Origin of the sequence: Actinomycetospora aurantiaca, assembly GCF_037401875.1 — a bacterium.
GTDB lineage: Bacteria > Actinomycetota > Actinomycetes > Mycobacteriales > Pseudonocardiaceae > Actinomycetospora > Actinomycetospora aurantiaca.
Genome location: NZ_JBBEGN010000014.1, coordinates 68,236 through 87,778, shown reverse-complemented (window position 1 = coordinate 87,778; position 19,543 = coordinate 68,236). Strand labels below are relative to the sequence as shown.

The following is a 19,543-nucleotide window of genomic DNA, read 5'->3' as shown; positions in this document are numbered from 1 at the left end:
ATTAATGAGTCGGTAAGGTGTGCGGATGACCACAGGCCCGGGTGACGGCGCCGGCGGCCGTCGCGGTCGGCCCCCGGTCTCCGAGGAGCAGCGCCGACGCCAGCGGCTGGCGATCTCGCGCGAGGCCGTCGAGATGTTCCGTCGCCACGGGGTCGCGGAGACCACCGGCGAGCAGATCGCCCACGCGGCCGGAGTCTCCGAGCGCACGCTGTGGCGGCTCTTCCGGTCGAAGGAGGCGTGCGTCGAGCCGCTGGTGTCGGTGTCGCTGGACGCGTTCACCGAGGTCCTGCGGTCCTGGCCGACGTCGGTGGAGCTGGGCGAACACCTGCGGGCGGCCTACGTCGTCTCCCCCGAGGACCTGCGGGCCGTGCTCGCCGTCGTACGGATGTCCCGGGACGAGCCGGGGATCCGGGCGACGTGGCTGGTGCTCCACGAGCGGGCGGAGCCGGTCTTCGCGGCGGTGCTGGGCGAGCGACTCGGCCTGCCCCCGGACGACCCCACGGTGCGGGTGCGAGCGGCCGCGGTGAACGCGGCGCTGCGGGTGCTCACCGACGACCTCGCCTGGGCCGCCGGGGCCGATCCGTCCGTCCTGGAGGACACCGCCGCCCCGGTGTTCGACTCGCACCGGGAGCGCCTGGCCGAGGAGCTCCGTGCGCTGACCGAGCTGCCGGCGCGGCGGCTATAGCCCGAGCACGGCGATCGCGTTCTCGGCCATCTTCCGCTCCCCGATCGCGTTCGGGTGCACCGGCGCGGCGTTGACCGGGACGAGCGGCTCCACCCAGCGGGTGCCCGGCAGCTGGCAGGCGTCGTGGCCGGTCGAGAGCGGGGTGACGTCGAGGTAGATCGCGCCCGTCTCCGCGGCGGCGCGCCGGACGGCGTCGTTCAGCGTGGCCTGCAGGTCGTTGAGGTACGGCACGTCGCCCGCGGCGATCGGCATCACCGGGAAGCAGCCCTGCGGCGAGAGGATCTGCAGGTAGCCCGAGATCGCGACGCGAGCCTCGGGCGCCTTCGCGCGGACGTCGCGGAGCGCCTGGACGACGTTCGGGTAGGTGCTGCCCTCGACCTGGTCGACGAACCGCGAGCCGAAGCGCTGCTCGCCGGGGTTGCCCCGCCCCTGGGACTGCAGGCCGAGCTGCGAGCACTGCCCGAACGCCGTCACGAAGACGTCGTTGTCGTTGCCGCCGATCGTGAGGGTGACCAGCTGCGTGTCGGGCTGCACCGCGTCGAGCTGCGGGGCGACGCCCGCGCCCTGCGAGGTGCGGACGTGCCGGGTCTGGGCGCCGCTGCAGGAGACGTCGGTCAGCCGGGTGCCGCGGTCGTCGGCGAGGTCGTGCGCCCAGTTGAGCTGGGACTGGCTGCAGGCCGGGGCGGTGCCCGCCGCGACGGGCTGGATGCCGGCGCCGGAGCTGTAGCTGTCGCCGAGATTCACGTGGCGCAGCTGCTGCTGGTTCGCCCACGCCGCCGTGCCGACCAGGACCAGCACGACGGCCGCCACGGCAGCGATCACGACCCGACGTCGACCCATGCGGCCACCGTAGGTCAGGAGGGGCCGACCTCGTCGAGCCAGGAGACCACCGTGCGCACCGTGAGTCCCCGCGAGGACGAGAGGAGCTCGCGCAACTGCCGGACCTTCACGAGGTCGGGCAGCGTCGTGATCGACCGGGCGAGGTCGCGCACCATGATCTTGCCGGCGTCGTCGAGCCCGAGGTCGTCGATGTTGGCCAACGTGCCCCACGCGGCCGACCGGGCTCGCTCCGCCCACACCGGTGTATCGCGCACAACCGAAACCATAGAAGATTCAACCTTGGGCGAACAGGATGCGCGTCACAGCGGGGCCACCCGAACGACGAGCGGGTGCTGAGGGCTCCGCGCAGGGCCTCGCGACTGCACTGAGCACCCGTTCGGCGGGCCCCGAGTAGCAACCACGGCCGCCGAACCGAGTCCGACGGACAGGGTTCGCGACTCGTGGTGTGGCGGGCCGGGTCAGGAGCTCCGGCGCACGTGCAGGGTGTTCGCGTCGAGATCGACGGCCGCGTCCCGTGCGAGCGGGGGCTCGACCAGTTCGGTCGCTGCCTCCTCGCGCCGCTCCGCCCGCTGCTGGATCCCCGGCATGTAGCCCGGCAGGTAACCGATCGGCGTGCCGCCGGAGACCTCGCGAGCCTCGACATCGGCGTCGCGGTGACGCCGTTGGTAGGCGATCCGCACCGCTCCGACGAACACGAGCGCGAAGATGACGACGGCCAGGACGATCCCGAGCACGATGGCGCTCCTCCCCGCGGTGCCGCAGGAGCACCGCCGCACCAAGATCCTACGCGCGACCGGGCCCTCGGTGACGACAAAGGTCCTGGCCGGTGACTCGTGCAAGTCTTTGACCAGGGCCTTTCTGCGTGGGCGATACTGGGATCGAACCAGTGACCTCTTCGGTGTAAACGGGCCCGCGGTCGATCCCGGGGTCTCCCCCGTTGCCGTCGTATGTGCGCTGACCTGCTGTTTCGTGCTTCCGCGTCCACCCGCTTATGGCCTACTGCTGGGCCTCGTGCTGCCTCGATGCTGCATTGATCTTGGTCTACGGGTCCGGCTCCGATGGGGCGTAGGCGTACCAGACCCCGAACCAGAGTCGTCGTCGATGGGGACCGTCCTGGTTCGAGTGCACTGGCGGAGCTGCCCTCGGGTTCAGGTGTTGGTGCGTTCCCGCTCGACTGCCAGGTCGACACGGCGAGGTACTGGTCGGCCGGGTCGGGTGTTGCTGCGTCTATCGCGCGCGGGTCTCGGCCTCGTGAACGGTCCAGGCGGCCACGTCGACGAGTTTGATGTTGGTGTCCTGCGAGGCGCTGACCAGCATGCGGAACGCCTCCTCCGCGGTGAGCCCGAACCGTTCCATGAGCAGCCCCTTGGCCTGCCCGATGGTGTCCCGGCTGGTCACCGCGGCGCCGAGGTCGCGGGCGGTGTCGGCGCCGTAGAGCAGCATGGCCACCTGGTTGGCGAACAGGCCGGCCAGCCGTTGGGCGTCCTCGTCGAAGGCCTGCGGTTCGTCCGCGTACAGGTTCAACGCCGAGTGGTGCCCGTCGCGACCGGTCAGGATCGACGAGGACAGCATCGAACGCACGCCGGCCTTGACCGCCTGCGGCGCGAAGCTCGGCCACCGATCACCCTCGGCGACGTCGAGGTCATCGGCGAGCATGACACCGTCAGGAGGAGGGTTCTCGGCGGCGTCGATGCAGGGACCCTCGCCGAGCTGCGTCTGGAGTTGGTCGAGCGCGCCCACCGTCTCGTTGGTGGCGTGACTGGAGCTGACCTGTCCGCGTTCGGTGCGGGTCAGCCCTCCGGCGGTTGCGGCGGGGACCATGCGCACGGCCGAGGCCACGACGTCGCGGACTACGGTGTCGTGGTCGCGGATGCTGCGTTGTTCGAGCAGGACCCGAGCGGTGTTGCGCAGCGTGAGGACGAGATCGGGTCGGTCGGGCACCGGGGGACCTACCTTCGTACCGGGGCGTTCGTGTGCGGAGCTCATGAACCGTTGCGGACGCTCACCCGGACACGGAGACGACGGGCGTGTGGGGTCAACCCGGCGTTCAACCGTACCGAATCGTCGGTTGGTTCCGCGCGTTACGGGAGAGGTTCGGGCGAACGCGTCTTGCCGCCCTGTACCAACTGCTTGCGGAGCGCGGCCTCGTCGACCTCTGCGAGCCGACGCGGCTGTGCGCGGTTTGCCGTGAGCATGTCCTCGACGGCCTGCTCGCGGGCCAGGTGCTCGGCGTGGTCAGGTTCTGGCTCCGCTTGCAACGGGGGGCATTCCTGCATCGCGAACCTGGTGCACAACCCACACATCAAAGACCTCCACCGCCTGCTTCGAGACACCTCGCAGACGACGCAGGAAAACCCGCTGCCAGGCAATATGCGGCTGGCAAGGTCAACCGGACACGCGTCCCCATGCCCGGACGGTCCGGTGACACGACGATCCGGCGACGAGCTCAGCGCGACCGACAAGCACTGTCTGGAATCGCGGCTCCTCCACCGATGGCCCTACGTTGCCCGATCATCCCTATCTCGGAAACGTGGGAGCGCCGAGTCGTACGTCTCGTCCTTCCCCGCCAGGACCGACCCCCGTTCGCCCCGGCGTGGCACCCCGCTCCCGCTGGCGGCCGAAGCAGGCGACATCGAAGGCCTCGACTGCGAAGCCGACACGCATGCCGCGACGACGAGCCGACCGGCAGACCAGCCGGAGCCGCGCGGTCGTCTTCTCTCGGCCGTGCGGACCGAGCTCGACGAGACGGAGCAGGACACCGGGGTCGATGTCGCCGGTCGTGTCGATGGTCCGCTCCCCGACGGCGTCGAAGATCGACCGGAACAGCCGCTCCTCGATGCTTGCCGTGGGCGCGTTGCTCGCGTCCTGCCACTCGGTCCGCCCAGGGTTGTAGCGGCCGGCGGTGAAGACGATCCGGGTGTCGGTGCTGCTGCTCATGAGGGCCTCCGGTGGTGTGCCGTGTGGGCGGCGGGCGCTGTGGGTGGGGCCGTCCCCGGCTCCACCGCGCCTGCGGCCCGTTCGGCCGTCGGAGGCTCGCCAGCAAGGGAGGAAGCAAACGATCTTCGCCGCCCCTCCCCCGCAGTCCCTCGGATCGCCGTTGCTGGCGGGGAAGATGGTTTGCGGCCCTTGCTGGTGAGGGACGGCCGTTCAAACTCGGCCGCCGCCGACACGGCAGCCCGGCGCAGCCGGTCCCACGGTCTTGTTCTTGGCCGCGCGGCCCTGAGCCGCCCCTCGCCGCGTCACGGCCTCGTGGGTGCTGGTACCTCTGCTCGAGCTGGGCTCGTGGTCCTGGTGCTCGCCGTCGTGGCGCGGCCTGCTGATGTCGTCGCCTGGGGGCCGGGCCCCCGGGCTGGGCGCGCGCCCCGGGTCGAAGACAGGAGGGGTGGCGTGCCCGGCCCGCAGGGGCCGGGCACCCCCGGCGCGCCAGCGCCGGCCCCGTACACGGCTGGCGGTGCCCGATGACCCGGCCCGCTCTCGGTAAAGGGGCAACAACTCTTCGCCCCGACCGCCGACGCCGCGACGACGACCAGGCCACCCCGGACAAGCTGGTCCAGGTACAGGCTGCGCGGGCGTCGCGTTGGGAGCGCCGCCGGTCGCTGAAGAAGTTCACGGGCCTGCGCCGCATCCGGACCTGCGGGTCGTCGACGACCAGCGAGTCGGGGGTGACGCTGGGCGTGATCACGAACCCGAACGGCTCCCGCTCCGCGGCCTACGGCGGGCTCACCACCTGCGGGTCGGTGTGGTCCTGCCCGGTGTGCGCCGCGAAGATCGCCACCCGCCGAGCCGACGACCTCGCCACCGTCATGCGCACCGTCGACGACCTCGGCGGCTCCGCGTTCCTCCTAACTCTGACGATGCGCCACACCCGCGGCGACCGCCTCGGGCTCTCCCGCCCCGAACGAACCCGGCGCACGGAGCTGGAGGACCGGGCCTGGCGACGGGACCTCGCCCGCCAGGCCGGCGACGACGTCGACGAGGTCACGGCCACCCGCGAGGACGACGAACTGGCGGCCCTCGACGCCTCCGAGGGCTGCTGGGACGTCCTTTCGTACGCCTGGCGCTCCGTCACGAGCGGAGCGATGTGGAAGCAAGACACCGAACGCTTCGGCGGACTGCTCGGATGGGCCCGCGCCGTGGAAGTCACCCACAGCGTCAACGGCTGGCACGTTCACGTCCACGTGCTGCTGTGCTTCCGCGAGCAGGTCTCCGCCGACCTCGCCCGCGCCGCCCTCGGCCCGCGAATGTTCGGGCGCTGGTCACGCGCCCTGGAACGCCGCGGCTTCTCCGCGTCCCCGGAGCACGGGTGGGACCTGCGCCGCGCGCAGCTCGGGGACGGAGACCTGGCCGACTACTTCACCAAGATGGCCCACGAAGTCACCAGCGGGCACCGCAAGGAAGGACAGCGCCACGGCGGCCGGACTCCGATGCAGCTCCTCGGTGACACCGCCGAGACCTACGAGGCCGGCGATATGGCCCGCTGGTGGGAGTGGGAAGCGGCGTCCGACGGACGGCGGCAGCTCACCTGGTCTACCGGACGCCGGGACCTGCGTGCCCTCGCGGGACTCACCCAGGAGGCCTCCGACGAGGAGATCGCCGCCGAGGACCAGGACGCCGACGAACGCATAGCCATCCCCCGCAACGCTTGGGCTGCCATGGTCGCCAGCCGGCAGGAGAACGCGTTGCTCTCCGCCACCGAGCGCGACGGCCTCGACGGCGCCCGCGCCTGGCTCAACTCGCACGGCATGTCCTGGTGCGCGGCCAACCCAGCGGATTGTCGACCTACTCGCCTTGCTGGCCCTGGAAGGGTACGAATAGCTCGACTGCTTGCTCCAACGGGGGGCCATCGAGAGGAGCCTGCCCTCAGCCGGGCCAGCGCCGGAGCATGATGGTCCGCTCCGACGCCGTCCGGTGGGGCTGACTAGCTCGGCTTCACGCGGGGCTTCTCGCCAGAGGAGATGGCGTGCGCGAACTGCGTCAACGTGTCCTTCGGCAACTTGCCGTCGAACGCCTTCTTCCAAGCCTTCTGCAGCTTAACTGCGACGTCGTCCGGGGCGGCGCCCTTCTCCGACTGGTAGACCTGGTCCACGACCTTCTGCATCTCGGAGGCGGCGTTCGCCGCGATCGCGCGCTCCGCCTTCTTGTCCAACTTGAACTTCATGGGGCAACCACTCCCAACAGAGTGGCGAGCCACTGAACCCTCACCTGGCGTAGCGCCAGGCGCTACGCCGCTGTACGGTCTCGCTTGCTTAAGGACGAACCCGTGTCGTGGTGGCTCTGACCCGCCAGGTGGACGATCCACCCGATTCGGGAGCTTAAGGTCTTTCCGTTGGTCTCCAGTCGAACAGCTGTTCGTGTCGCGCTGACAGGTCGACCACCGGCGCTCGACGGGCGTCACTCCTCGGTCTAACTACTTCGAGCAGCGACGCCGTCACCCTGTGTCGCGGGATCAATGTGATAGTGCGGGCCAAGTTCGGCTGTCTTGGCGAGGCTCTTGCTGCCGCATCGCGTGGGGTCGGCCTTGCGGCGTCGTCCACTGTGCACCAGCTGCCAAGCACGCTGGGCCACCTAGAGTGTTCGCGTGGGAGAACGCCCGGGACCTGCCGCAGCGGCCGAGCTCGCGCGAGCGCTCCTCGCTCCGCTCGGCGCTCGTTGGGCGCACACGCAACAGGTCGCCCGACGGGCCGAGGAGTTGTCCCCCTCTGTGCCAATGGAGGACCGGGACCTCCTGGTCGTCGCCGCCTGGTGGCATGACCTCGGGTACGCGCCGGAGCTGGTTCAGACCGGATTCCATCCCATTGACGGAGCCCGATACCTCTCCGCGCGGGGCCACTCCCCCCGGCTCTGCGCGCTCATCGCTCACCACTCCGCCGCAACCTGCGAGGCCGAGGAGCGTGGGTTGGCCGCCGAGCTGGCCGAGTGGCGACGCGAGGAGGGGCCGGTCGCGGACGCGCTGTGGACGGCGGACATGACGACCGGCCCTCGCGGTCAGTCATTCGACTACGCGGAGCGCCTGCAGGAGATCCTCACCCGCTACGAACCTGACTCGATCGTCGGACGCTCGATGACTCGGGCTCAGCCCTACATTTCCGCCGCGATCGACCGGACGTTGACGAGGCTTGCTGCTGCCTAGACGATCTCGGGGTCCAGGCTGCCGGCCAGTGCCGCATCGATCCGACGTCGCATGCTCGGGTGAATCGCCAGCCCTGGCAGGTCGGCTGTTTCGACCCATCGTGCGGCCTTCGTCTCGGTTCCATCCTCGCGTGGCTCCCCGCTGACCGGATACGCGTGGAAGCACACCGAGAACTCCTGCCGAACTTCGCCGTCGTCGTAGGCCATGACATGGCGGGGGTTGGTGTATATACCGACCAGCCCTGTCACTTCAACCTGCACGCCCGTCTCTTCCTCGACCTCGCGAACGACTGCGTCGCGTACGGACTCTCCTAGCTCCATGGCGCCGCCGGGCAAAGCCCAGTAGTCGTTGTCCACCTTGTGGATCAGAAGTAATCGACCCGCGTCATCGCGGGCAGCTGCGGTAACGGAAGGCACGATGCTATTGGCAGCTGGTGCCGCTGGATCGTCGTAGTAGTCAACCCGAGCCATGCCTCTAGTATGCCTTGCAGGCCCAGCCCAAGCGGTGGCGTCAATGGAGGAACTTTTGGAGTCGACGGACGACATCCTAGCTCGCCCGAAGCGAAACGCTCCCTGCTGGTGCGGCTCTGCCAAGAAGTACAAGGTGTGCCACGGAGCGATCCGCCCTCGCTCGACCCCCGGGCAGCCCGTGCCACCAGACGACGAGCGCCAATACTGGCTTTCACCCAGCGTAACTGTCGCTCGAGGCGCTGTCAGAACTGCGCCCGGTGGCGCAGAAATGCACACTGCCGAGGCAGCTGGAGAGCCGCGCCGACTGCCATTGCCCCCCGTATTGCGCAGAGAGCTCGAAGAGGAGCACCTAGTTTTCCCCGAGACCTTAGCTATTCTCGGAAAGAGGCGCTTTGAGGGCCTGTCCGCGCTAAATCTTAGAGTCACGGACCGAGGACTCTATGCTGACGGGCTCGACGTTGAGGAACTCAAGCGCTTTGCTTTGGACCACGCTATAGAAGTAGCTGTGTCCCTGCAAACTCAGAGATTCGTAGAGAACCCTCCCGCTGCAGTGTATTCATCTCTAGAGGAAGTCGAGAACACCGTCCTGCACTGCGGACTCTGGGCAACACACGTAGTTATTCCCGATCCGCTCTTCTCGGCGGTCGTGGAGGAGCGGGATATCTACGGCATAGGAGACGCCGCGAAGCTACTCTTCGAACTTCGACCCCTAATCGAGTCTGGCCTGGTGGTGCCGGTGCCTGCTGAGTTCATCGGCGCGCTTTCAGTTGAAGAGGTCCTACACGCTACCAAGAAAGACCTACTGCGAACAGAGCTCCGCGAATGGGTAAACGCACAACTTATTGTTGAGGGCCCGACAGCACGCGAGGCGCTTTTCATCACCGCGCAGGACGACCTTGATGAGTGGCCGATTCTGCGAACATTAGGTCGTGTACCGATCGTGAATGATGATGGCACTTTCTACTCACGCATGCTTGAACCGTATCGTCCAGACTTCGACTATAAACCGTGGGTTGACCAGGAGAAGACCGCGGCAACTCGCTACTACGTTCAAGCTGTGAACGAGAAGCTCGCACAAGCCGACTTCTTCGGGGCGACCTACACAACGCGCTCCCTCTTCAGGGCGAACTTGTTACATAAGCGCACCCGCAGCTTCGCCACTGAACAGGCGCTCATGTGGACTGAGACGCCGATCGTCTCGGATGTCGACTTCCGGTTATTCGCGAGGGTCGCAGACGAGGATGAAGCCGTCGCCGACTACCGCAGCAAGATGGGTCGTGTTTTGCGTCGGGCCGCAACGCTCACAGACGCCGCCGAATCGGCAACCGACCTGCAGGAAGAACTAGCTGATCAAGCAGGCAAGGTGAACCTCCGGCTGCACAACTCGGCCCTCTGGCTATCGCTCAGCGCCTCGTTTGGACTCGGAGCCGTCGCAGCCGGTGGCACCCCATTCGGCTGGCTTCTAGCAGGCCTCGGCGCAGGTTCAGCCCTAAAGGATTTCTTGCCCTACTTCGAGAAACGAAAGGAAGCCCGCCTAGAAGCTCCATGGGTCTGGTACTCGCTGCAAAGGAAAAGTTCGACGAGGTCTCGGAAACGATAAGCGACTGCGGCGCACTTCTGCAAGAATCAGGTAGTAGTGCGCGACCAAACGGTCTCGAACGAACGAATATAGTGGTCCCACGTACGACCACCGGGAACACGGCGCAGGTGCAATACGGGCGACTGCCCCGCTGGCGCGCCCCACGCGTGGCCGTTGACTAGGAGGTCCTGGTCAAAGCGGAAGAGGGAGTTATAGAGCGTGGTGCTGTGAGCACGGACTTCGACGCCTTGAACACCTTCGAGGTCCCGCAGGTAGCGACGATGCAGCTGGATGCGCCCCTGCAAGCCTCCCGACGTGCCTTCTTCCTCGGCGCGCAGGGCGACGGCGGCGGAGGTCTCGTCGCCGATGAGGATGCGCACCCGGACGCCCTGGGCGGCCTTGCGATAGATGACGTCGACGAAGTCGTATTGCTCGAAGAGGAACGATCCGGCGTAGACCAGGATGTCGATGGCCTCGCGGGCGCCGTCCATAAGCTGGGCCCAGGTCTCGTGCGGGATCGACGCTCGGGACGGATGCATCGCTAGCAACTCGGCCTGACTCGCCGACTGCGTGACCGGTAGCTCGACCACCTCCGGCCAGATGTAGCCCTCGTCGACGGCCAGGGCGTCGGCGACGGCGACCCGGTGGGCGCGGTGCGGAAGCCGCCCCTTGGTGATCCACCGCTCGACGGTCTTGGCGTCCACCCCGACTCGCTCGGCGAGGTCCGCCGGCCGCAGTCCGGCCGAGACGATGGAGCCGCGGAGTCGCTGGTTCGTCGTCATGGCGAGGGACCTCCCGGGACGTTCGATCACATCTAGGGACACTTTACGACTTGCAGGACGTCCCGTCACGTCCCTACTTGGTGGTGGGGGTGTCCCCCGCCCTCGCCGTCTCCTGGACTCACCCCGCCGGACCAGGCGGGACACCCAGTCCAGGAGCCCCAAGTGTTCGAGTTCAACGCCCCCATCGACACCAACCAGATGCAGCCGGTCGCCACCGGCCACGCCCAGACCATGGAGCGCTGGGAGGACGGCCCCAACGGCCGCCGCTCCTCCGGACAGCCGCTCATCGACGAGGCCACCGGCGCCCCCGTCCGCATCTACGACGTCATGCTCCCCACCGGCCGCGACGGCCGCCACGAGCTGCACGGCGTCCGCGTCATCTCCCACGAGGCCCCCGAGCTCGCCCCCTACGCCCCGGTCGAGCTCGACGGCCTGGTCCCCAAGGTCCGACAGGCCCGCAACGGCGGCAAGGGCGTCGACGTCTCCTTCACCGCCGACGCCATCCGCCCCGCCACCACCACCGCGCGGCCCGGCCGCCGCTCCGCCGACACCGCTGAGGCGGCGTAGGTCATGGGCTGGCAGACCGCGGCGGCGTGCCGCGACACCGATCCGGAGCTGTTCTTCCCACTCACCGATGACGACACCAGCCTGATCGCCGCCCGCCACAAGATGGCCGTTGCGCCGATCTGCGGCCGGTGCCCGGTAGCGACGGACTGCCTGCGCTGGGCGCTCGACACCGGGCAGGAACACGGGCTGTGGGCCGCCACCACCCCCACCGACCGCCGCGCCATCCGCCGCGCCCGCTCGGCCGGCGTCCCGGACCCGGTCGCCGACACCGACCCGATGTGCCCGGCCTGCTCGCTGCTGTTCCCGATGCCCGCGGTCGACGGCGACCTGTGCGCCCGCTGCACCGAGCGCAGGGAGGCCGCGTGATGGTCACGCTCGCCTTCCCGTCACCGCACCGGCACTGGCGCGGCGGTCGGGGCCTGTTCGACGGCCTCCGTGCCCGCTGGGCCGAGCAACGCCGCCTCGAGCACCACGCCCGCCTTGAGGACGAACTGCGCGGCCTGTGGCGCGAAGCCTGCTTCGGCGTCGGGGTCTGCCAGTACATCGAGGCCGCCGCCGGAATGACCGTCCGCACCCCCCGCTTCGGCGCCGCCCGCATCCTGCGGGGTCGGACCACGTTCACCGCCGAGCTGCTGCCCGGCGGCGAGCCCGAGGACCTTCGCGCCCACGCCCCGCGCCTCGCCCACACCCTCGGCTTCCGAGGCTTGCGGGTCGAGCAGATCGCCGGGCGCTGGGTGCGGGTCACGCTGTTGGAGACCGATCCGCTCGCCGACGCGTTCGCGCTGCGACGCCTTGTCACCGCTCGCGCCGACGAGACGGTGATCCTCGGCAGAGCGGAGGACGGGGTCACCCTCGGGCATGCCCACGCTGACGCTGCTCACCTCGCCGTGCAGGGCCAGAACGGCGCTGGGAAGTCCGCGTTCACCTACGGGCTGCTCGCCCAGGTCTGCGCCGCTCCCGACGTCCTCGTCGCTGGCTCCGACATCACCGGCCTCGTCCTCGGCCGCGCCTGGACCGGGACCGCCCACCACGACTGGCAGACCACCGGCACCCGCGACCTGCCCGCCCACGCCGCCATGCTCGACCGGCTGGTCGCGGAGATGGACTGTCGCCTCGACGCCATGCCCCCTCGCCGCGACAAGATCACCCCGACCACCACGACCCCGCTCGTCCTCGTCGTCCTGGAGGAGTTCCCCGGGCTGCTGCGGGCCGCCCAGGCGAAGGACAAGAAGCTCGCCGAGCGCATCACCTCCGCGGTGCTCCGGCTTGTCTCCGAGGGGCGCAAGGCGGCGTTCCGGGTCCTGATGCTCGCCCAGCGATTCGAGGCCAACGCGGTCGGCGGCGGGTACGCCCGCGACCAGTTCGCGCTGCGCCTCTCGTTCCGGGTGCCGGGTGAGTCGCTGGTCATGCTGCACGGCGAGGACGCCCGCAAGCTCGGCCCCGAGCACGCCAACAGCGCGCCGGGGATCGCCTACCTGTCCGCTCCCGGTCACGACTGCACCCGGCTCCGCGCGCCGTACCTCGGGGACTACGGCGAGTTCTGCGACCGCATCGCCCGCCACGGCCGGAGGGCGTCGTGAACCTCGCCGCGTTCGTCGTCATCGCCTTCCTCGTGACGCTGCTGCTCGCCAAGTCCCACAAGGCCGGCCCCGCCGCGCTCTCCGGGATCGTCACCGTCTGCCTGCTGTTCGCGGCCTTCCCCGCCCTCGGCCCCGCCGTCACCTCCGGCACCGCCGAGTTCGCCCGTCAACTCGGCTCCGCCGCCGACCGGGCCGCCAACGCCACCGGGGACGTTCGATGAGCCACCCCGTCGCCCGCGACGTCGAGAGGGCCGCCGACGCCATCCGCGCCGCCAACCACACGAGCCATCACGGCCCGGTCGACGGGGAAGGCGCCTACGCCGTCGTCGGGAATCTCGTCGAGCTGACCGGCCGTCTGCCCCAGCTCCTCGACTACCTCGCCCGGTCCTTGCGCCGCGCCGACGTCGCCGCGCACTACGACGACCGCGGCCGCAACCCCGCCGACGCCCTCGACCGCGCCGACGACGCCCTGGTCGAAGCCCACCGCTACCTCGGCCCGCTCCATGACCAGCTCACTACTGCCCACAACCAGCTTGGCCACCTCGGCCGGCTCATCACGGAGGACTGAGAGATGGAACTGCTGACCTACACCGTGGAGGAGGTCGCGGCGATGCTCGGCACCGCCCGCTCCGCGACCTACGAGGCCGTGCGCGAGGGACGCATCCCCGCCGTCCGGATGGGGCGGCGCTGGCTGATCCCGCGCGAGCGCTTCCACGCCTGGCTCAACGGTGCGACGACCACGGACGCCGCCTGATGGGCTTCGTCCGCAAGACCGAGACCGGGAAGTGGAAGGCGTTCTGGCGCGACCCCACCGGCTCGCAGCGCTCCAAGGTCTTCACCACGAAGAAGGACGCCAGCGCGTTCCTCGCCGAGACCGAGTCCTCGAAGAGCCGCGGTCTCTACGTCTCCCCGCACGCGGGCCGGATGACCTTCGGTGAGCACGCCGCCGCGTGGATGGCCTCGTGGAACACCGAGCACACCACCGCCGCCCGGGACCGCGCGGTGATGCGCACCCACGTGCTGCCGCAATGGGAATCCTGGCCGCTCGCCAAGATCGACCACCTGACGGTGCAAGGCTGGGTCAGCGACCTCGGCCGCCGACGCTCGCGGGCCACCGTCGCCGAAGCCCACCGGTTGACCTCGGCGGTTCTGCGCTCGGCGGTCCGCAATCGGCTGATCGCCTTCAACCCCGCGCTCGACGTCCGGGTCCCGAAGCGCCGGAAGACCGACACCGACGAGCAGATCATCAGCCGCCCGACGCTGCGCCACGTCCTGCTCCCGAAGGTCCCCGAGCGTCACCGCGCGCTGATCGCCACGGCCGCCGGCTGCGGGCTGCGGTGGGGTGAGGTCGCCGGGCTCATGGACGACGCCGTGGACCTGGAGGCGGGCGTCCTGCGGGTGGTGCGCACCGTCGTGGAGGTCGCCGGGCACCGGTCGTTCAAGCCGTTCCCGAAGTCGGTCGCCGGCCGTCGTGACGTGCCGATCCCGGGCTGGTTTCGCCGCCTGGTCGCCGAGCACGTCGAGCGCTGGCCCTCGCCGTCCACCTCGCCGGTCTTCGCCAACGAGATTCAGGGCCCGATCGGCCGGACCGCGTTCCGTGCCCGGGTCTGGCGCCCCTCGCTCGTGCGGCCCGGGTTCATCGGCGAGGTGAAGGAGCTGGGCGAGAAGAAGTTCGAGGCCCGGTGGCGCGACAAGGACGGCGACGAGCAGTCATTGGAGACGAATACCGAGTACCAGGCCGTGATGGAGATCGCCCGGCGTCACTACGGCGGGCTGCGGTTCCACGACCTCCGCCACTCGTACGCGACGTGGCTGGTCGACGACGGCGTCCCACCGAACATGGTCCAGCGTGTCATGGGTCACGAGCGGGCCTCGACCACGCTCGACCTCTACACCCGCCGGACCGCCGATCCGAGCCGCATCCTCGCCGCGCTCGGCGACGACGAGGGGGACGAGCTCTGATGCCTGCTGCTGCCTCGACGCTGCCTCAAGCAGCCCCTGGTACGACAAAGGCCCTGGCCGGTGACTCTTGCGAGTCTCTGACCAGGGCCTTTCTGCGTGGGCGATACTGGGATCGAACCAGTGACCTCTTCGGTGTGAACGAAGCGCTCTCCCCCTGAGCTAATCGCCCGCAGCAGGGATCAGCCTAACTCACGCCATGATGGGGCTGTGCAGCCAGGTCCAGTGGCCCAGGCCCACGAACTTGGCGACGATCCACAGGGCGTCGAGCAGCCACAGCGTAGCCAGGACGATCGCGCAGGTCGCCAGTCCGAGCAGCAGCTGGACCACCTTGTTCTGGCGCCTGACCCACGACGTCCAGCGGTCGTAGTAGCGGCGGGCGAAGCGCAGGACGCGCCCCGCCCACTCGAACTCGGTGGCCAGGATGCCCAGACCGGCGAACACGATCAGCCAGCCGGGTCCGGGATACGGGATGGCGATGACGCCGACGATCAGCACGACCGTCCCGAGCACGCCGATGGCGATGCGCCAGGCGAGGTTCCACGACGGGCGCGACCGCACCTTCATGCGGAACGCGCGCAGCCGGACCCGGAGCGCGTGCAACCGTCCCTGCCGCCGGGGCGGAGGCGTGGCGGTGGGCGGTGAGGTGGTGCCCTCGGGCTGGGTCCCGGAACCGGCAGACATCGACCTTCCCTGACGTGTCGTCGGTGCAGGAGCGCCCGGTCAGCCCGCCAGCTGACCGCTCGCCACGACCTGCGTCGGCGCGGCCGGCACCGTCCGTCCGGGCTCGAGGGACACCGCGAACCCGGCGAAGCGGCCACCGTCCACCGACGAGGGTACGGAAGCCGTGACCGGACCCGTAGCGGACATGTCGAAGGCGTGCAGCCCGACCGGCCGGCCACCCTCGAGCCCCCACAGGACGTAGGTCCGGTCGGGCGCGTTGGCGGCGAGTCCGGTCGCGAGCAGCTCCGGGCCCGCCCCCCGGTCGACCACGAGCCCCACGAGGTCGCCCTGCGGCGTCGCGAGCACCACGTGCGGGGCACCGGGCCGGGACGCGGCCTCCACGAGTTCGACGACCTGCCGGCCCTGCGCCGCCTGCGCGGCCGCGGCGTCCCGCTCCCGGGCGAGGTCGCGGTTCGCACTCACCAGCCCGCCGATCACGACGACGAGCGCCACCGCGGCCGCCAGCGCGATCCCGGCCGTCGCCCGCCGCACCCACCGGCGCCGCATCGGGACGACGTTCTGCGGGCCGGCGTCCGCGGCTCCGGCCGAGGCCTCCGCCAGGATCCGGTCCCGCAACGACGGCGGCGGGGCCACCGGCTCGACGGCGGACCCCAGCAGAGCGCCGAGGTCCTCGGTCTCGGCGACGATCGTCCGGCAGGCGGCGCAGTCGTCGAGGTGCTCGGAGAACTCGGCCGCCTCGTCGTCGTCGAGCGCGTGCAGCGCCCACGCGACCGCGAGCTCGGGGTGGCCCTCGGGCGTCGCCCTCATGCTGACCCCTCCCCCCGGTCGACCCGTCCGTCGAGCAGTCCCCGCAAGGTGCGGACCGCCGTGAACATGCGCGATTTCACCGTGCCCAACGGGACCTCGGTGATGCTCGCGACCTCTCGCTGGGTGAAACCACCGAAGTAGGCGAGGGCCAGGGCCCGCCGCTGGTCGGGCGGGAGCTGGGTCAGCGCATCACGCACGTGGCCCGCGACGACGCGGTCCAGCGCGGCCTCGTCCGCTCCCGGACCGGCGGCGGACGCGTCCTGGGCGTTCCACTCGTCGCCCTCCTCGGCCGCCGGGACGGTGTGCCTGCGCCGCGTCGACTCGCGACGCACGGCGTCGACCGCCCGGTGGTGGACCATCGTCATGAACCAGGTGGCGACGCTGCCCCGGGACGGGTCGAACCGCTCCGGCCGGCGCCACACCTGCAGGAAGACCTCCTGGACGACGTCCTCGGCCAGCGTCTCGTCCACGCAGATCCGCCGGGACAGGCCGTAGGCACGGCGGGCGAACCGGTCGTAGAAGGCGTCGAGCGCGCCGGGTGACCGGTCGGTCACGGCCTGCAGCAATGTGGCGTCCGCCACGGCGTCGTCGGTCAGCTCGTCACGCTCCGCAGTCGCATCGGAACGGCTGTGCGGCGCCTCCGCCACGGGTCCACCACCTCCTCGCCTGCCGTGTCCGGTGAAGACGCGGCCCAGATTAGTGCGGTCGGGTCAGGGCGGGCGCTCCGGCGGGGAGGGTGCACCGTCACGGAGCCGGACCGAGTAAGGCCTCGACCGGGTACTCCTGGGATGCTCTCGGTGCGTGAGCCGGGTGAACCGGCGTCACAGGCTCGGCCGCCGGTCGTTCCCCTCTTCGACAGCAGCGTGCGCGAAAGGCAGCCTTCGAATGCACAACGACCACGTCACGATCCGCTCCACGGCGGTCTTCGACCTGATCGGCCCGCCGAACCCGCCCGTGCCGGTCCAGGTGGAGCTCCGCTACGACACCCGGGACCCGTACGCGGTGCAGGCGGCCTTCCGGACCGGCCGCGCCGGCTGGGTCGAGTGGGTCTTCTCGCGGGACCTCCTCACCGAGGGCCTCATCGACACCGCCGGGGACGGCGACGTCCGGATCCGCCCGTCGGAGGGCGAGTCGGTGGAGATCGAGCTCTCGTCGCCGTCGGGCCACGCGACGTTCCGCGCTCTCGCCCGTGAGGTCTCGGAGTTCCTCCAGCGGACCCACGAGGTGATCGAGCCGGGCAGCGAGGACGACTGGCTGGACCTGGAGCACGCTCTCGGTCTGCTGCTGTCGACCGACCCGAGCTGATCTTCGACCCCCCGGTGACGGGGGGCGCGCACGATGCAGTAGAGTTCTCGTCATCGGCAGGGAGAACTTCCTCGGATGTTCTCGCCGGTGACATGCGGACGTAGCGCAGTTGGTAGCGCATCACCTTGCCAAGGTGAGGGTCGCGGGTTCGAGTCCCGTCGTCCGCTCGGGGAGGCAGGCCTCCGAGGATCCCGGCGGAGTGGCCGAGTGGTTTAGGCAAGGGCCTGCAAAGCCCTGTACGCGGGTTCGATTCCCGCCTCCGCCTCGGGCGATTAGCTCAGTGGGAGAGCACTACCTTGACACGGTAGGGGTCACTGGTTCAATCCCAGTATCGCCCACAACAGGCCCTGGTCACGCATGTGACCAGGGCCTTTGTCGTGTCCGGGCGACGAATGGCGTGCACCGCCGTTGCTGAACCGTCACCTCGGCAGTCGGAGCAACCCGACCCGCCGTCCGGAAGATTCAGGCGCCGTTCGCCGCGCGACGAGCGCCCCTGCCCGGCGTGAGCGCCCACTCGCTCTCAGCTAGCGGGGCGCGCGCGGCCCGTGTCCCTAGCGTCGTCGCTGCGCCCGCCACGGGAACCCCCGACTCCCGTGGCGGGACACCGCTCCCCAGCGACCGGAGGTACGTCTCCCCCATGCGCCCCGACCTGCAGCAGGACCCCCGACCGGAGTTCGGCATGCCTGCGCCGCGCACCGGCGGCTACCCCGTGGCCCCCTACGGCGGGCCGCCCTCCGGTCCGCACTCCGCGCCGCAGCCGGTTCCGCACCCCAGCGGCGGCTTCCCGGCCGGCCCCTACTCGGGCCCGCAGCGCGTCGCGGCGCGCCCGACGACGGGGCCGCAGGCCTACGTCCGCGACGCGGCCGCCCCGACCGTGCGCCGCCGGCTGGCCGACGACGTCGAGCCCGGCCCGCGCAACGAGCACCCGAGCGGCCCACTGCCCGCCCCCAGCCACCGCCGCGGCGGCGGCCGTCGCCGCACCGGGCGCACGATGCTGCTCGCCCTGGTCGCGGCCGGAGCGGTGGCCGCGGGCGCGGCCGGCTACGTCGCGATCGCGCAGTGGGGCACCTCGTCCGACCAGGCCGTCGCCCCGACGGCGGGCGCCGGACCGGCCGCGGCGACGTCGCTGACCGGAGCGAATCTGGCCACCCGTCAGACGCCGCTCGGCACGGTCGCCACCAGCGACGGCTACACGCTGTACCAGTACACGAAGGACTCCAACAAGCCGGCCGCCGCGACCTGCACGGGCACCTGCGCCGAGCAGTGGCCGCCGGTCCTGGCCTCCGACGGCGACCCCTGGCTCAAGGGCATCGACGCCAGCCGCGTCGGCACCGTCGACCGTCCCGACGGCACCAAGCAGCTCACGCTGAACGGCTGGCCGCTCTACCGCTACGGCCAGGACACCGGCCCGGGCGAGACCGCCGGCAACGGCGTCGGCGGCTCGTGGAAGGCGGTCGGTCCGGACGGCAAGCCGGTCGCCGGCGACGCGGCCGCCGCGCCCGCGGGTGGCCAGGAGAGCGGCGGCTACTGAGCCGCCTCGACCGTCACGGGGAACGCCACGCTGCGCGCGATGAAACACGCCTCGTGCGCGGCGTGGTGCAGGGCCGCGAGGTCGGCGTCACCGGTGGCGGTCACCGTCGGGTGCAGCACCACCGACTCGAACGACCACCCGCCGTCGTCGTCCTTCGTCATCCGCCCCACGGGCGCGTCGGCGTACTCGGTGACGACGAGCCCGGCCTCGGCGGCGACGTGCAGGAAGCTCAGCAGGTGGCACTCCGAGAGCGCCGCGACCAGCAGCTCCTCGGGGTTCCAGCGAGCGGCGTCCCCACGGAACGCCCGGTCCGCCGAGCCCTCGAGCGCCGGCTTCCCACCCGCCGTCACGACGTGGTCGCGGGTGTAGGACCGGTAGTCGACGGTGCCCGGGTCGTCCGCCCAGGTCACCGCCAGCCGGTACTCGTGCTCGAGGCTCACCACGAGTCGTCGCGGTCCTTGCGGTCCTCCTCCTCGGTCCGCTCGCGGGCGATCTCGAGGGCCCGCGCCGCGGTGTCGCGGTCCGGGTAGGGGCCGAGCCGGTCGGCCGCGCGGCAGCCGTCGTAGGGCTCGACGGCGTTGTGCTTCAGGCAGTAGTACCACTCGTTCTCGTGGGCCACGGCGT

The 19,543-nt window shown here is 70.4% G+C and carries 26 protein-coding genes, 4 tRNA genes and 1 pseudogene; 17 read left to right on the top strand and 14 right to left on the bottom strand.

The annotated features are described in order from the left end of the window. Positions 1–25: 25 nt before the first annotated feature. Entirely contained in the window at positions 26–685 is a 660-nt protein-coding gene (locus tag WCD74_RS22925) for a TetR/AcrR family transcriptional regulator (protein ID WP_337697202.1), read from the top strand. Here WCD74_RS22925 and WCD74_RS22920 read toward each other — a convergent pair. From WCD74_RS22920 to WCD74_RS22900, 5 genes are all read right to left on the bottom strand, one after another. Further along, complete coding sequence (locus tag WCD74_RS22920) at positions 680–1,525, bottom strand: SGNH/GDSL hydrolase family protein (RefSeq protein ID WP_337697201.1); 846 nt, start codon at positions 1,523–1,525, stop codon at positions 680–682. The two genes, WCD74_RS22925 and WCD74_RS22920, sit on opposite strands and share 6 nt — an antisense overlap. A 14-nt stretch (positions 1,526–1,539) precedes the next feature. Further along, positions 1,540–1,779, bottom strand: a complete 240-nt coding sequence (locus WCD74_RS22915; RefSeq protein ID WP_337697200.1) for a hypothetical protein — start codon at positions 1,777–1,779, stop codon at positions 1,540–1,542. A gap of 204 nt (positions 1,780–1,983) precedes the next feature. Next, positions 1,984–2,259 (bottom strand): hypothetical protein, encoded by a 276-nt coding sequence (locus tag WCD74_RS22910; RefSeq protein ID WP_337697199.1) that lies wholly within the window; start codon positions 2,257–2,259, stop codon positions 1,984–1,986. A 493-nt stretch (positions 2,260–2,752) separates the two neighbouring features. Continuing rightward, on the bottom strand, positions 2,753–3,466 hold the full coding sequence (locus tag WCD74_RS22905; protein WP_337697198.1) for a GAF and ANTAR domain-containing protein: 714 nt from the start codon (positions 3,464–3,466) through the stop codon (positions 2,753–2,755). A gap of 576 nt (positions 3,467–4,042) precedes the next feature. After that, positions 4,043–4,462, bottom strand: a complete 420-nt coding sequence (locus WCD74_RS22900; RefSeq protein ID WP_337697197.1) for a hypothetical protein — start codon at positions 4,460–4,462, stop codon at positions 4,043–4,045. Between the two features lie 521 nt (positions 4,463–4,983). On the opposite strand from WCD74_RS22900, the gene WCD74_RS22895 reads away from it, so the two are divergent. Then, the gene (locus WCD74_RS22895; RefSeq protein ID WP_337697196.1) at positions 4,984–6,411 is read left to right on the top strand and encodes a hypothetical protein; all 1,428 of its coding nucleotides are present in this window, start codon (positions 4,984–4,986) and stop codon (positions 6,409–6,411) included. A gap of 32 nt (positions 6,412–6,443) precedes the next feature. On the opposite strand, the gene WCD74_RS22890 is transcribed toward WCD74_RS22895, so the two are convergent. Further along, positions 6,444–6,683, bottom strand: coding sequence for a hypothetical protein (locus WCD74_RS22890; protein WP_337697195.1), 240 nt, complete (start codon positions 6,681–6,683; stop codon positions 6,444–6,446). Positions 6,684–7,103: 420 nt separating this feature from the next. Between WCD74_RS22890 and WCD74_RS22885 the strand changes: the two genes are divergently transcribed. After that, positions 7,104–7,655 carry an HD domain-containing protein gene (locus WCD74_RS22885; RefSeq protein WP_337697194.1) on the top strand — a complete coding sequence of 184 codons (552 nt, stop codon included), beginning with the start codon at positions 7,104–7,106 and terminating at the stop codon, positions 7,653–7,655. Here WCD74_RS22885 and WCD74_RS22880 read toward each other — a convergent pair. Then, positions 7,652–8,125, bottom strand: coding sequence for an NUDIX hydrolase (locus WCD74_RS22880; protein ID WP_337697193.1), 474 nt, complete (start codon positions 8,123–8,125; stop codon positions 7,652–7,654). The genes WCD74_RS22885 and WCD74_RS22880 overlap by 4 nt on opposite strands. Between WCD74_RS22880 and WCD74_RS30000 the strand changes: the two are divergent. Both WCD74_RS30000 and WCD74_RS22875 read left to right on the top strand, forming a co-directional pair. Then, positions 8,124–8,270 (top strand): annotated as a pseudogene (locus tag WCD74_RS30000) (SEC-C metal-binding domain-containing protein); the annotation flags it as partial. The gene WCD74_RS22880 and the pseudogene WCD74_RS30000 sit on opposite strands and share 2 nt — an antisense overlap. 123 nt (positions 8,271–8,393) lie before the next feature. Then, complete coding sequence (locus tag WCD74_RS22875) at positions 8,394–9,725, top strand: hypothetical protein (RefSeq protein ID WP_337697192.1); 1,332 nt, start codon at positions 8,394–8,396, stop codon at positions 9,723–9,725. A 26-nt stretch (positions 9,726–9,751) separates the two neighbouring features. Here the strand turns inward: WCD74_RS22875 and WCD74_RS22870 are convergent, their stop codons facing one another. Next, positions 9,752–10,486 (bottom strand): XRE family transcriptional regulator, encoded by a 735-nt coding sequence (locus WCD74_RS22870; RefSeq protein ID WP_337697191.1) that lies wholly within the window; start codon positions 10,484–10,486, stop codon positions 9,752–9,754. A gap of 162 nt (positions 10,487–10,648) precedes the next feature. Here WCD74_RS22870 and WCD74_RS22865 point away from each other — a divergent pair, with 162 nt between their 5' ends. From WCD74_RS22865 to WCD74_RS22835, 7 genes are read left to right on the top strand one after another with little or no spacing between them, the layout of a single operon-like run. Continuing rightward, entirely contained in the window at positions 10,649–11,053 is a 405-nt protein-coding gene (locus WCD74_RS22865) for a hypothetical protein (RefSeq protein ID WP_337697190.1), read from the top strand. A gap of 3 nt (positions 11,054–11,056) precedes the next feature. Then, the gene (locus WCD74_RS22860) at positions 11,057–11,419 is read left to right on the top strand and encodes a WhiB family transcriptional regulator (RefSeq protein WP_337697189.1); all 363 of its coding nucleotides are present in this window, start codon (positions 11,057–11,059) and stop codon (positions 11,417–11,419) included. Further along, complete coding sequence (locus WCD74_RS22855; protein ID WP_337697188.1) at positions 11,416–12,633, top strand: hypothetical protein; 1,218 nt, start codon at positions 11,416–11,418, stop codon at positions 12,631–12,633. Before WCD74_RS22860 ends, WCD74_RS22855 begins: the two co-directional genes overlap by 4 nt. Continuing rightward, on the top strand, positions 12,630–12,854 hold the full coding sequence (locus tag WCD74_RS22850) for a hypothetical protein (RefSeq protein WP_337697187.1): 225 nt from the start codon (positions 12,630–12,632) through the stop codon (positions 12,852–12,854). The genes WCD74_RS22855 and WCD74_RS22850 overlap by 4 nt, the downstream gene beginning before the upstream one ends. Then, positions 12,851–13,201 carry a hypothetical protein gene (locus WCD74_RS22845; RefSeq protein ID WP_337697186.1) on the top strand — a complete coding sequence of 117 codons (351 nt, stop codon included), beginning with the start codon at positions 12,851–12,853 and terminating at the stop codon, positions 13,199–13,201. Before WCD74_RS22850 ends, WCD74_RS22845 begins: the two co-directional genes overlap by 4 nt. Before the next feature lie 3 nt (positions 13,202–13,204). Continuing rightward, positions 13,205–13,387 carry a helix-turn-helix domain-containing protein gene (locus WCD74_RS22840; protein ID WP_337697185.1) on the top strand — a complete coding sequence of 61 codons (183 nt, stop codon included), beginning with the start codon at positions 13,205–13,207 and terminating at the stop codon, positions 13,385–13,387. Continuing rightward, positions 13,387–14,595, top strand: a complete 1,209-nt coding sequence (locus WCD74_RS22835; protein WP_337697184.1) for a tyrosine-type recombinase/integrase — start codon at positions 13,387–13,389, stop codon at positions 14,593–14,595. Before WCD74_RS22840 ends, WCD74_RS22835 begins: the two co-directional genes overlap by 1 nt. Before the next feature lie 97 nt (positions 14,596–14,692). Here WCD74_RS22835 and WCD74_RS22830 read toward each other — a convergent pair. The 4 genes from WCD74_RS22830 to WCD74_RS22815 all read right to left on the bottom strand — a co-directional run bounded on the left by WCD74_RS22830 (position 14,693) and on the right by WCD74_RS22815 (position 16,730). Further along, a tRNA-Val gene (locus WCD74_RS22830) sits at positions 14,693–14,764 on the bottom strand. Positions 14,765–14,784: 20 nt separating this feature from the next. Next, positions 14,785–15,276, bottom strand: coding sequence for a TIGR02611 family protein (locus WCD74_RS22825; RefSeq protein ID WP_337697183.1), 492 nt, complete (start codon positions 15,274–15,276; stop codon positions 14,785–14,787). A 39-nt stretch (positions 15,277–15,315) separates the two neighbouring features. Continuing rightward, positions 15,316–16,083, bottom strand: a complete 768-nt coding sequence (locus WCD74_RS22820; protein WP_337697182.1) for an anti-sigma factor — start codon at positions 16,081–16,083, stop codon at positions 15,316–15,318. Further along, complete coding sequence (locus WCD74_RS22815; RefSeq protein WP_337697181.1) at positions 16,080–16,730, bottom strand: RNA polymerase sigma factor; 651 nt, start codon at positions 16,728–16,730, stop codon at positions 16,080–16,082. Before WCD74_RS22815 ends, WCD74_RS22820 begins: the two co-directional genes overlap by 4 nt. 238 nt (positions 16,731–16,968) lie before the next feature. Between WCD74_RS22815 and WCD74_RS22810 the strand changes: the two genes are divergently transcribed. The 5 genes from WCD74_RS22810 to WCD74_RS22790 all read left to right on the top strand — a co-directional run bounded on the left by WCD74_RS22810 (position 16,969) and on the right by WCD74_RS22790 (position 18,919). After that, on the top strand, positions 16,969–17,388 hold the full coding sequence (locus WCD74_RS22810; protein WP_286052992.1) for an SsgA family sporulation/cell division regulator: 420 nt from the start codon (positions 16,969–16,971) through the stop codon (positions 17,386–17,388). Positions 17,389–17,482: 94 nt separating this feature from the next. Then, a tRNA-Gly gene (locus WCD74_RS22805) sits at positions 17,483–17,555 on the top strand. Positions 17,556–17,581: 26 nt separating this feature from the next. Beyond that, positions 17,582–17,653 (top strand) — tRNA-Cys (locus WCD74_RS22800). A 1-nt stretch (position 17,654) separates the two neighbouring features. Next, positions 17,655–17,726 (top strand) — tRNA-Val (locus WCD74_RS22795). Positions 17,727–18,025: 299 nt separating this feature from the next. Next, complete coding sequence (locus WCD74_RS22790) at positions 18,026–18,919, top strand: COG4315 family predicted lipoprotein (protein WP_337697180.1); 894 nt, start codon at positions 18,026–18,028, stop codon at positions 18,917–18,919. On the opposite strand, the gene WCD74_RS22785 is transcribed toward WCD74_RS22790, so the two are convergent. Then, positions 18,913–19,359 (bottom strand): OsmC family protein, encoded by a 447-nt coding sequence (locus WCD74_RS22785; protein ID WP_337697179.1) that lies wholly within the window; start codon positions 19,357–19,359, stop codon positions 18,913–18,915. The two genes, WCD74_RS22790 and WCD74_RS22785, sit on opposite strands and share 7 nt — an antisense overlap. Next, positions 19,356–19,538: a hypothetical protein gene (locus WCD74_RS22780; protein WP_337697178.1), complete on the bottom strand. Its 183-nt coding sequence runs from the start codon at positions 19,536–19,538 to the stop codon at positions 19,356–19,358. Before WCD74_RS22780 ends, WCD74_RS22785 begins: the two co-directional genes overlap by 4 nt. Between the last annotated feature and the right edge of the window lie 5 nt (positions 19,539–19,543).